Annotated in this window: 10 protein-coding genes and 1 pseudogene; 8 read left to right on the top strand and 3 right to left on the bottom strand. The window is 30.5% G+C overall.

Annotation, left to right across the window (positions count from 1 at the left end):
* On the bottom strand, positions 1 to 381 hold a 381-nt coding region (locus WBG30_RS06915; protein WP_424503912.1), incomplete at its 3' end, for a hypothetical protein.
* A gap of 587 nt (positions 382 to 968) precedes the next feature.
* On the opposite strand from WBG30_RS06915, the gene WBG30_RS06920 reads away from it, so the two are divergent.
* The 3 genes from WBG30_RS06920 to WBG30_RS06930 all read left to right on the top strand — a co-directional run bounded on the left by WBG30_RS06920 (position 969) and on the right by WBG30_RS06930 (position 4,458).
* Positions 969 to 2,156, top strand: coding sequence for a radical SAM protein (locus WBG30_RS06920; protein WP_424503913.1), 1,188 nt, complete (start codon positions 969 to 971; stop codon positions 2,154 to 2,156).
* An 85-nt stretch (positions 2,157 to 2,241) separates the two neighbouring features.
* The gene (zupT, locus tag WBG30_RS06925; protein ID WP_424503914.1) at positions 2,242 to 3,105 is read left to right on the top strand and encodes a zinc transporter ZupT; all 864 of its coding nucleotides are present in this window, start codon (positions 2,242 to 2,244) and stop codon (positions 3,103 to 3,105) included.
* Positions 3,106 to 3,174: 69 nt separating this feature from the next.
* Positions 3,175 to 4,458 (top strand): DEAD/DEAH box helicase, encoded by a 1,284-nt coding sequence (locus WBG30_RS06930; RefSeq protein WP_424503915.1) that lies wholly within the window; start codon positions 3,175 to 3,177, stop codon positions 4,456 to 4,458.
* Positions 4,459 to 4,711: 253 nt separating this feature from the next.
* Here the strand turns inward: WBG30_RS06930 and WBG30_RS06935 are convergent, their stop codons facing one another.
* The gene (locus tag WBG30_RS06935; RefSeq protein ID WP_424503916.1) at positions 4,712 to 4,855 is read right to left on the bottom strand and encodes a hypothetical protein; all 144 of its coding nucleotides are present in this window, start codon (positions 4,853 to 4,855) and stop codon (positions 4,712 to 4,714) included.
* 292 nt (positions 4,856 to 5,147) lie between these two features.
* On the opposite strand from WBG30_RS06935, the pseudogene WBG30_RS06940 reads away from it, so the two are divergent.
* From WBG30_RS06940 to WBG30_RS06960, 5 genes and pseudogenes are all read left to right on the top strand, one after another.
* Positions 5,148 to 6,425: pseudogene (locus tag WBG30_RS06940) on the top strand (SLC13 family permease).
* Between the two features lie 23 nt (positions 6,426 to 6,448).
* Entirely contained in the window at positions 6,449 to 7,450 is a 1,002-nt protein-coding gene (locus WBG30_RS06945) for a type II secretion system protein (protein WP_424503917.1), read from the top strand.
* Between the two features lie 219 nt (positions 7,451 to 7,669).
* Positions 7,670 to 8,599, top strand: a complete 930-nt coding sequence (locus tag WBG30_RS06950; RefSeq protein ID WP_424503918.1) for an acetamidase/formamidase family protein — start codon at positions 7,670 to 7,672, stop codon at positions 8,597 to 8,599.
* Between the two features lie 18 nt (positions 8,600 to 8,617).
* The gene (locus tag WBG30_RS06955; protein ID WP_424503919.1) at positions 8,618 to 9,946 is read left to right on the top strand and encodes an APC family permease; all 1,329 of its coding nucleotides are present in this window, start codon (positions 8,618 to 8,620) and stop codon (positions 9,944 to 9,946) included.
* Between the two features lie 535 nt (positions 9,947 to 10,481).
* Positions 10,482 to 11,834 carry a hypothetical protein gene (locus tag WBG30_RS06960; protein WP_424503920.1) on the top strand — a complete coding sequence of 451 codons (1,353 nt, stop codon included), beginning with the start codon at positions 10,482 to 10,484 and terminating at the stop codon, positions 11,832 to 11,834.
* Positions 11,835 to 12,037: 203 nt separating this feature from the next.
* On the opposite strand, the gene WBG30_RS06965 is transcribed toward WBG30_RS06960, so the two are convergent.
* The coding region (locus WBG30_RS06965; RefSeq protein WP_424503921.1) for a peptidase U32 family protein at positions 12,038 to 12,456 on the bottom strand (419 nt) is incomplete at its 5' end.

Below are 12,456 nucleotides of genomic sequence, written 5' to 3' on the forward strand. Positions count from 1 at the left end.
ATCTGTTTTCATCGTCCCTTCTTTTTTATTTTTAAAATTTGCTAAAGAAATTTTTAAATATTTCCATTTACTATCATCATGTTTATTTTCAAAAGTCCTTAAAAAACTACTTTTCCCCGACCCATAAGTTCCTGATATAGCTATATTCTTCACACTTGAGTTGTTCATTGCTGACTCCAATGCCTCTTCATATCCACTAATATCTACATTGTCATCTGGTGCTAAACTTAAATATTTATTTTCTTCTAATATAGTTGAATCCCATCCTTTTTTTAATTCTCTTATCAACTTTTCTTTATTTTCAATCTTTATGTATCCAATACTTATTTTTTTTATTACTCCTAGTATTATTTCACTAAAAAGTTTCTTTAACTTTTCCATCTATCTTCTCCTTTAAATTACAATTTTTTTCGATGTTTATTTCTGAACCTCTCTATCTTTAGGTTTCTCCCTAATCAAATCTACATTTAAAATTAAGTTTTAATATTCGTAGAATCTAACCGCTAAAAAGGGAATAGGGTCGATACTTCTTCATCTATAAGTATACCCTTCTTAAAATCAATTTCAAAGTAGTAATTAAAAAACACTTAAATTTTTATCATACCAAAAACTTTAAAATTCTCAATTAACTTCTCAAACGATAATCTAAATTTATCTTTCTTTTTAAAATTCATGGAATATAACAAGTTCTTTAGTAAACAATATCTCTCATTTTATGATATAATTAAGAGTAAAAAATAAAAATACTCTTTCCCTGTTGTCGTTTTATCGATTAACGAATATTAAAGTTTATTATAATTAAAGATAAATACTAAATATTATGAAGAAAACTATCGCTAAATTCATTAACTTTGGTTTCCTTTTGACATCGTAAATTTTCTTATAATTAAAAGAAAATTTTGTACTCGTCAATCGGGAAACCATAGAAAAGAAGAGTTAGGAAGAGTTTTAGTAATTTGGAGGTAAATATGAAAATAAGTAAGAAAGAAGCATTGGAATGGTTTGAATATCTAGCAGACGTTCCTGTAGATGCAAAAGAAGTTTTTGAGGAGTGCGAAGATATAATTAGATCTACTCAAAGACAGATCGAAAGATCATACCTAAATGAAATAGCTGAAATCCAAAGTAAGATAGATGGATTAAAAGATATGAAAGGCCGTACATACTATGTAGGAAAGAAGGAAAAGTTTCCTCCAGGATGTATTTCTTGCCTATTCGGTGATGGACTTGGAGGAGTTAGAAAAACTCATACATGTAACCTAACTTGTGAGTTCTGTTACTACCATGATTCATTAGATTCAGTAGAGCCTATCCCTGAAGATATGTGGGATATTGGAGAAGAACTATATGAACCCGAAGATATCGATCTATTGTTATCTATTCAGAAGAAACCATCTGGAATCGCCTATGTATATTTAGAGCCATTTATGGAAATAGAAAAATACTACGACGTAGTAAAAAAATTCTCTGATGCAGGTGTTCATCAACATATGTATACCAACGGTACCCTTTGTACAGATGATAATTTAAAAAAATTAGCTGAAGCTGGACTAGATGAAATCAGATTTAATCTAAATGCCACTGATACCAGTGATCAAGTTATCGAAGCTATGAGAATTGCTCGTAAATATTTTAAATGGGTAGGAATAGAAACTCCTATGACTCCTAAATTCTATGAAGATTTCATGGCTAAAAAGGAGGAGATCCTTGCTATCGGACTAGATTATATGAACTGTGCCGAATTACACTTAGGAACAGACAACTTAAATAACTATATGGGTGAAGATTTCTATACATATAGAAATGGATATATGTCTCCACTTTGGTCTAGAAAGGTTACTCTTAAGTTTATGGAAACTGCTGTAAAAGAAAACTGGGATATGTTAATCCATGACTGTTCTAACCATACTAAGTATGCTAGAGAGATCAACAAGATGAAAAATAGTGGTCAATTTGGTTCTCATACCTATGTCAGCGAATTTGACAGACCTCTTATTTCTGCATTTTTACCTATCTTAGAAAATGAGAATTTTAAATTTTTAGATTCTACTCCTCTACCAGCTAAATATAAGTTGGAAAACTGTAAGGAATATCTTGGAGAGATCTTAGAAGATTTTTCTTTTGATGATGAAATATATGAAGGTTTCGAAGGATAAATAAATAAATAAACACATATATAAGAGGATTTTCTCCTCCTAATTGGTATTATTATGATAGTATCTATTAGGAGGGGATTTTTTTATGCATGAAAATTTTTACATAGCTTTTGGCCTCACTTTGTTTGCAGGGTTAGCAACAGGGATAGGTAGTGCATTAGCTTTTTTTACAAAACAAACAAATAAAAGATTTTTATCTTTAGCTCTTGGATTTTCTGCTGGGGTAATGATCTATGTATCCTTTGTAGAGATCTTCGTCAAGGCAAAGATCTTTTTAGTCGCAGATCTAGGAGTAGTAAAGGGGACTTGGATTACTGTCATTTCTTTCTTTGGAGGAGTATTTTTAATAGCCATTATAGACAAAATGGTTCCATCCTTTGAAAATCCTCATGAATTAAAAGGGGTTGAAGAAATCGCTCAAATTACCAAATTAGAAAACGACTTAAAAAAAATGGAAAAAGGTCATAAGAGTGAAGGAGAACCTCACGAATATAACCATGCCATGATGAGGATGGGTATGTTCTCTGCTCTTGCCATAGGGATACATAATTTCCCCGAAGGGCTGGCTACCTTTGTCGCTACATTAAAAGATCCTTCATTAGGAGTTCCCATTGCAGTTGCCATTGCTATACATAACATTCCAGAAGGAATAGCAGTCTCAGTTCCTATCTATTTTGCCACAGGAAATAAAAAGAAAGCATTCTTTTATTCTTTTCTTTCAGGGTTAGCAGAACCTGTAGGAGCTTTGGTAGGTTATATGATCTTAATGCCATTTCTATCTGATACAGTTTTTGGGATTATCTTTGCAGGGATAGCAGGTATCATGGTATTTATCTCTTTAGATGAACTTCTCCCAGCAGCACAAAAATACGGTGAACATCACCTCTCTATCTATGGACTGATTAGTGGTATGGGAGTCATGGCTATCAGTTTGTTATTATTTATTTAATTTTGTCTTATTAAGGGATATATGATAAAATATTGAATAATAAATTTTTATAGATCAAGGAGAAAAAACATGTTATTTAATGAATTAAATTTAGTTGAACCATTATTAGAAGCCGTTAAAAAAAAGGGCTATATAGAGGCTACACCTATACAAGAACAAGCTATCCCACTTATTATGGATGGAAGAGATATTATAGGCTCTTCTCAAACAGGAACTGGTAAAACAGCCGCTTTTGCCCTTCCAATCTTACAAAAAATTGCTTTAGAAGGAAAATCTAAAAATCTAACAGCATTGATTTTAGCTCCTACTAGAGAATTAGCTCTTCAAATAGAAGAAAGTGTTCATTCATATGGGAAAAATACCAGAGTTACTAGTACTGTAATTTTTGGAGGAGTTTCACCTATAAAACAGATCCATAAACTTAAAACAGGTCCAAATATCATAGTAGCTACCCCTGGTAGATTGCTTGATTTAATTTCAAAAGGTTATATCAACTTAGAGTTAGTAGACCAATTAGTAATCGATGAAGCTGACCGTATGTTAGATATGGGAATGATCCTAGAGGTTCGTAAAATCATCTCAAAATTACCAGAAGAAAGACAAACTATGCTCTTTTCTGCAACCATGCCAGATGAGATCACAAACTTAGTAACTGCTGCAATGATTGATCCAGTAGATATTTCTATATCTCCTACATCTTCTACAGTAGATAGTGTTAACCAAAGTATATATTTAGTAGACAAAGGAGATAAACCAGCTTTACTTCTTCATATTTTAAAGAAACAAAAGATAAGTTCTGCAATTATTTTTGCTAGAACCAAGTTTAGAGCTAATGATGTCAATGAGATGTTATTAGAAGCTGGATATAAATCAGATGTTATCCATGGAGAAAGAGCCCAGTCTGCGAGAGAGAGAACTATCAGAGATCTAAAAAAAGGAAATATTCAAATCTTAGTCGCTACAGATTTAGCTTCTAGAGGTCTTGATATAGATGACCTATCCCATGTTATAAACTATGACCTTACTAGTATTCCTGAAACATATGTTCATAGAATTGGTAGAACAGGTAGAGCAGGTAGTGAAGGCATTTCAATTTCATTTTGTGATATAGAGGAAAAAAGATTTCTTAGAACTATCCAAAAGACTATAGATAAAACTATCTATGTTGAAAAAGATCATCCTTACCACCTTAGAGACATAAAACCTTCTTTTGGTGATTTACAAACAGCTAGAGAAGAAAGAAATAAGAAAAAATATGACTTTAAAGGAACTTCCACAGGGAGAAAAGCCCCTACTAGAAGAGGGAAAAAAGGTCCATCTAGAAAACCTAAAAGTGTAAAGAAGGGTGTATAAAAAAAGATAAAGCTTATTCAACCCCCTGCCCCCATTCTTGGGGGTTTTTTGGTATTAATAACTATTATGACTACTATTACTCTTAAAGATATTCTTACCAACGACAATTTAAAAGCTTTTTTTAAGCATCATTTTAAGTTTTTTTTGAATTTCCCAAAGACCTTTATTCATTTTACGAAACTTTTTTCATAAATATTCAAATTTATAATGCCTTATACAATATAAAAAATTGGTTTAATTAACCAATTTTTTATCACTTCTTTTTTACTTTTCTATTCTTCTTCCAATTATCAATAAGTATATTTCCTATTCCCCAAACTATCATAGCAGATCCTCCACCTGCTAACATATTTAACCATTCATTCACGTCATATCCTCCTACTATTAACTTTATCATTTTATAATTTTTTTATTCTAAAACTCCCTTAGTTATTATTTCATATTCATCATCTAAATTTTCATAAACTATAATTTCCATAGGTGGACTGCCCATCTTGGTGAACTCAAAATAATGATTGACTGCTGCTATTATAAACTTACTTATGTGCTGTTCCTTCTACAGTAATTGACTGTATAGAATATCCAAAGAATTAATCAATTATTTTTACTGTTATTTCTAAAATTAATTTTAAAGGATAATTCCTAGTCCTGATGTATAAATTGATTAGGGAATAAAGGAGATGTAGCTCATGAACTTTGATCTTATCATAGCAATTATAGTATTTTTAATAACCTTTTATTTTATCATAACTGAGAAAATACCCCGGTCCTCAAGTGCAATTATTGGAGGAGCTGCTGTAGTGTTTTTTAAAGTTATAGACGAGCACGAAGCTCTCCATGCTATCAGTAGCAATATAGAAATTTTAATTTTACTCATGGGTCTTATGATCATTGTGAATATTATGGCTGAAACAGGAATATTTCAATGGACTGCAATAAAAATAGCCCAATTAGCAAAGGGAGACCCAATTAAGATCATGATATTTTTAGGAATTATTTCGGCCTTAGCATCTGCACTATTAGATAATGTAACAACAATCCTCCTAATTTTTCCAATATCTATATTAATTGCCGAACAACTAGAGATAGACTCTATGCCGTTTCTTCTTACTGAGGTATTCGCTGTAAATATAGGAGGAGCAGCCACTTTAATTGGAGATCCTCCAAACTTAATTATAGGGGCAAAATCAGGTTTAGGATTCAATGATTTCCTTATGAATATGGGTCCTATTGTAATTATTAATATGATTTTTTTCCTTGCTATTATGGTCTTTTTCTTTCATAAAAAACTAAAAGTTTCTCGGCACAGAAAAGCTAAAATTATGGAGATGGATGAAAGTAGGATTATAAAAGATAAGATTCTCCTAAAAAAATCTATCATAGTTTTTATCTTGGTTATGTTTGGATTTGTTTCTAATGTAGTAACTGGTATAGGATTAGCTGTAATTTCCATTACTGGAGCGACGATTTTAATTCTTATTACAAAAAAAGATCCAGAAGAAATCTATAAACACATATAATGGTCAACCTTATTTTTCTGTGCTGGGTTATTTATCCTAGTAGACGGTCTTGCTGCTACAGGATTGATTAGTGATATTGGTGATTTTATACTATATATTACCAATGGAGATTCCAAATTAACTGTTATTTTAACCGTTATCTCCTCCACTATATTTGCTCCAATAATCGGAGTAGTCCCCTATACGATTTCATTTACTAAGATAATAGGAGAACTCATCCCTCAAATGGGAGAAGATACTGCTCCCCTATGGTGGGCACTTTCTATGGGAGTATGTTTCGGTGGTAATATGACTCTAATAGGAGCAGCGGCAAACATTGTGGGATCTAATATAGCAAAAAAAGCAGGAAAAGATATAGGCTTTTTCCACTTTTTTAAATTTGGAATAGTTGTTACTCTTCAATCCCTTATCTTGAGTATAGTGTATTTGTTAATAAGATATTTTTAACCCATTTAGCGGAGGTAAAAATTATGAGTAATCAAAAAAAAAATCTTGGTTTTACAATGATAGAACTATTAGTAGTAATAGGTATCATTGGTATATTAGCTACTACCATATCACCTAAACTTATAAAAGAGATTAGAAAAGCTAAAGTTGCAAAAGTACAACATAAATTAGGTTTGATAAGGTCTAAACTTTCGACTGAAATAACTTTTAACCATGAATTTCCAGATTTAGAATCTAATGATATCAATTTGTTAAACAGGTTTGATGTACACCCTACAGACTCTTTTTCATATAAAAATATATCTTATACAGAAACAGATCAAATTGTTGGAACTAGAGATAATAAAGGTGGATGGTTCTATGATAGGACTACAGGTGAAATTTATGCTAACCTTCCCAATGGAGCATATACTTATGATAAAATTTATGAAATATGGAAAGGAGAGGGATTTATCACTGTTGAGGACCTTCAAAATTTAGAAGATGTAGGAGATACTAAAGCTATGGAAGTTGACAGTGATGGAAATTATATAAATAATCCAGGTTTTGAAACATTACCTAGACCAGTTACTACATGGGGTATTTTTAACGAAGATGAGATTGAGCACTGGGAAACTACTGCTACAGATAACAAAATAGAAGTATGGAAAGATGGCTTTTTAGGAGTCAATGCTGTAGAAGGTGATTATTTTGTCGAATTAAATGCAAATCAAGTCGCTTCTCTATATCAAGATATTGTTACTATTCCTGGAACTACTCTAGTGTGGACCGTTAGCCATAGAGGAAGATCTGGGACAGATACCGCTTCTATGAGTGTAGGGAGCTCTAGTGGACAACTAGATATTAGTGAAACCATGACAACTGGAAATGATGGTTGGGTAACTTATACTAAAGAATATGTTGTTCCTGAAGGACAAACCGTTACTAGATTCTCTTTAGACTCAATTGATTCTGCTGGGGGCAATCCAAGCATTGGTAATTTAATAGATAATTTTAGTGTGAAAGTTAAGTTAGATGATGAATAGTCATTACACTTCAATCTCTTATTTTGAGTATAGTGTATTTGTTGGTGAGGTATTATTAAACCTCTCTTGCTTTTTGGACACAAGTTTTACGATTATTAAATTTTATGATAAACATCATCAATTTTAAATGTAAACCCTCGTAAAAAGAAAGAAAAAATTGACTTAATAACATATTTTTGTTATTATAGTTCTAATAATCTAGACGAAAGGAGGAGTATGATGAACATTAAAGTAACTAAAAATAATAATAATAATATCTATAAGATGGACAAAAAAAATAAACCAATTCTAGAAATATCTATAAAAAATATTCTTGAAATTGAAACTTTAGATTGTTTTCATGATCAAATTAAAGTTGATAATTATGTTTTAGAAAAATTAGATTTTTCTGCTGTAAATCCTGCTACAGGACCCATTTATATAAAAGAAGCAAAAGTTGGAGATATTTTAGCTGTTAAAATAGAAAAAATAGAAATTGCCCAATATGGAATTTTAGTTTCCTCTAACTTATTAGGTACTCTAAAAGAACAAGTTAGTGAGAGTGAAGTGAAATTAATTGAGATAAAAGATGGTAAAGCTAAAATTAGTGAAAACATTTATGTCGATTTAAATCCTATGATTGGGGTTATTGGAGTAGCACCTATGAATGAAGGTATTATTTGTGGTACTCCTGATTACCATGGCGGGAATATGGATACTAAAGAAATTAAAGAAAATTCAGTTGTTTATTTTAGAGTAAATGTTGATGGTGCATTATTCGGATTAGGAGATCTACATGCTGCTATGGGAGACGGTGAAATTTCTGGAACAGGAATTGAAGTAGGAGGAAATGTGACCTTATCTTTTAAATTAATTAAGGGAGAAACATTTCCAACTCCTGCGGTAAAAAGTGGTGATAATGATAGTATTGTTTTTTTATATTCCGATGAAAGCTTGGATATTGCAGCTGATAAAGCAACAAAACAGTGCTATAAATTTTTAACAGAAAATCTAAATTTAGAAAAACACCTTGCAATTAGATATATGTCTATTTCAGGTGACCTAGGGATTTCTCAAATAGTTGATCCTAAAAAAACTGCCAAATTTACTTTAGATTTAAATCCTTTGAGGGGAATAGATGCTAAAGTTTTTAACAAATTTAATTTATAATTTTAAGGAAGTGAATATATGGAAAATAATTTAAAAAAAAGTATGAGTTTTTCAAAGCTCTTAATTTATGCACTTATATTTATGGTGCCTATAGCACCATTTGGAATTTATGGTCAAATATTTAATGTTTCTCATGGTATGGTTAGTTTAGTTTATCTAATTGGATTTGTAGGAATGCTTTTTACTGCGATAAGCTATGGTAGAATGATGCAACAATTTAAAAAAGCTGGTTCTATATATGAATACGCTAAACAAGGTTTAGGAGAGACTATTGGTTTTTTTGGTGGTTGGGTCGTATTGCTTGATTATTTTGTGATTCCATCTTTACTATACATAGTTGCTTCTTTTGCAATGAATCAATTATTACCATCGGTGTCCGTTATGACATGGGCTATTATTTTCATAATTTTTAACTCATTTATTGCTTTTTTAGGGCTAAACTATACAGATATTTTAAATAAAATTTTCTTAATAGGAATGCTAATCTTAATAGGTACTTTTGCATATTTTGCAATTAAAGGTATTTCCAATCATAGTTTTGGAAATGGTTTTACCATAGCCCCTTTTTATAAAAAAGATTCATTTTCTATACAGATGGTTTTCTCTGCAGTATCTATAGCAGTTATGAGTTTTTTAGGCTTTGATGGCGTTAGTACTTTATCCGAAGAAGCAAATGAAGGAACCAAATATTGGTACGTTCCTGTTGTATCACTACTAGTTGTAGTTATATTATTTTTAATCCAAGTAACTTTAGCAGCCTGGGCTGTTCCTAGTGATATAATTTTTAAAAATAATTTAGATAATGCATGGTATATCGTAGCAAAAGTTGTAGGAGGCCCACTATTTAGTTCTATTTGTGCTATAGCTACTGCTCTTTCTTGGGGTGTTACTAATGCTTTAGCGGCTCAAACAGCAGTTTCAAGAGTATTATTTAGTATGGGAAGAGATAAAATGCTTCCTAAAATATTATCTAAATTACATCCAAAATACCAAACACCATACATAGCTATAATTTTTTCATCGGTCGTTTCTTTAATTTTAGTATATCTATTTAAAAATCATTTAGGTATGTTTATTCAATTTTTAAATTTTGGTGCTTTAACTGGGTTTTTGTTATTACATGTTTCAGTTTTATCATATTTTATATTCAAGAAAAGAGAACTTCTAAATATTTTCACTGATATAATATCTCCTATTTTAGGATTTATTATTCTGGGATATATATGGATTTCATTAGATGCTTTAGCAAAAGAATTAGGTGGAATTTGGTTGATCATAGGTATTATAGTATTTTTTCTTAATAAGTATAAAGGAGTTAAAAATAATCTTTCTGAAGAAATGATTTAAAAAAAGAAGTAAGATCTTTAAAAAAAGCAACTAAACTCTTTTAAGAGGTTAGTTGCTTTTTTTTTAATTAAAATTATCATTATAGAAATCATTAATTCCTTTATTACAAACTCTAACTGATGTACTTAAGCAATTATTTTCCATCATTCCTAACTTCTATTTTATAGCATAAGGCAAATATCAGAACAAACCCTATAATTAATATTTTTTCAGTTTATAATTAAAAAATGAAGTTAACTGTTAAAATAGAATAAAACTAAACTTAATTTTCAGTAAATGTACTATTTTTTTTATTAATTAGAAAATTGATTTAAATGAGATATTATATATAATATCCAACTATTATATATAATATCAAAAATGAAATATGGGGGTGAAAAGATGAAAGTAATATTCTGTATAGAACAAATTAACTTTGAAGAAAATACATAGTGGTATTGACTTAGTCACAACGTATATTTCTTAAATTAATAAAAAAAATAACAGAGGAGATAAAATGAAAATAAAAAAAGATAAATTTACGAAGTTTTTGTTGATGGTAATGTTAATATCGTCAACTTTCACAATCAATAGTTGTAAAGTATTTGCTAATATTTCAAATTATGAAAATACAGGGAATACTCCGCCCAGGCCTTATCCAACAATGTATCCAGACTATTTTAACGGATTCCCAGATATAATTAATGAATCTAATGAAGTAATAGTAACAGCAGAACGAATAATACTGGATGTACGTTATGATTTTGCAGGTAGATTAAAAGATGGAGTAATGTACGGTAGACAAAACCATTATACTGGACCAAGTCGTGGTAGAGTAATTGATTTTGCCAATAAAAAAGGATTTTTAGGATTTTTAACTTCCGAAGGAAAGTTTGTATCAGAAGCTAGAATGCTACCCGAGAGAAAAATACTGGAAAATGAACTTGCTTATAGTATTGTTTTTGATTCAAGCTGTGAGCTAGTTGTAGGATCTACAGTAACTAATTATGGTTATTGGAAAAAACTTGTAAGTGTTAATTCTTCAAGTAATTCTTCTACACAATTACAAACAACTTTACATTATGGGGTTACAAAATCAGAATTAAGAGGTATTGCTAAGACTACAGGAAGTACATTTTCTGTAGGATTTAACTTAGGTCTATCAGGAAAAGGTGCAAGTATAGGTGCTTCGTTAGGTTACGAATCTTCTAAAAGCCTAACTAAAACATTCAATAAGCAAATAACAATTGAAAACTCCACAGATCATAAACTAAGTAAAACTTTCCCTTCTACTGAGTTTAATCGAAGAGTAGCAATATATCAATATGGTGAAAAATTTAAACCTAACTATACACTGAATGAAAAGCTAACAGATCCATTGAAACACTTTGACGGTTTGTCTATTAGTGTTCCTGGCGAATCAAGTCTTTTGACATCTACATATTTTGGGACAGTAGTCGATGGAACTGAAGCTCCTCAAACTAATTTTAAAGATATAGTTGAATTTAGTAAACACGTACGTTCAATTATAGATCCTTCTCTGGTCTATAATAGAGCTATAGACTTAAAAAATACTGGGGGATCAGTACCAAATTATGATACCCGTAAAAACATTCTTAATGTAAATGGTAATTCAGAGTTCGATCTTGTTGTTAGTCTTGAAAAATCTGGATTTTATTCTATGACATGTAATGTCTATAAAAATTTGCAAACAAATATGCAAATTCATATTACCAATCAATCGCCTGTTCTTCGTTTAGGACCGGGATCTTTATATAATAGAACATTCTTTCAGTTTCTCCCAGTTACAAATTCAATTTGGTTAAATAAAGGAGAAAATCATATACCTATAACGGTAGAGACTGGTAGTCCTATAAAACTAGATAAAATTATTTTAATGCATATATAAGGAAAAACATCAATAAAGGTTATTGATTCTATGAAGTCACATAGTAACCTTATTTTAAAATAATAGAACAATATTTTATATAACCCTCTAAAATTACACTAATTTAGAGGGTTTTTTATGAGGCCTGAAAATCAATGAATATAGGATAGCACTAAAAAAGCGACCAAACCCTCTCAAGCATTAGTCGCTTTATATTTAATTTTCTATATCGATCTCTTACCTTCTATCCCAAAATAGAAACCTCTTGTAAATTCCCTTGGAGAAGCTTTTTCTAGATCTTCTAACCACTCTTTTTTTACATTAAAATTCCTATCGTAGAAGTCGTTAATTCCTTCATTATAAACTCTAACTGACGTACTTAAGTAATCATTATCCATCATTCTTCCTTCTATTCTTATGGCATCTACACCTAATTCTAAAATTTTATCTAAATTTTCAATTGAGCATAGATCCTTTGAATGAAAGATATGAGTTCCATGTTCATCTTCAAATACCGGCATATATTCTCCAGGTCTCGTTACCTCTTCTACAGAATATTTCCACTGTGCATTATTTGAATCTAAATTTTCTTCTTTAGAAGACATATAACTCGTTAGTAAACTTCTACCAGAAGTAGACATAT

Source organism: Psychrilyobacter sp. (assembly GCF_049671765.1).
Lineage (GTDB): Bacteria > Fusobacteriota > Fusobacteriia > Fusobacteriales > Fusobacteriaceae > Psychrilyobacter.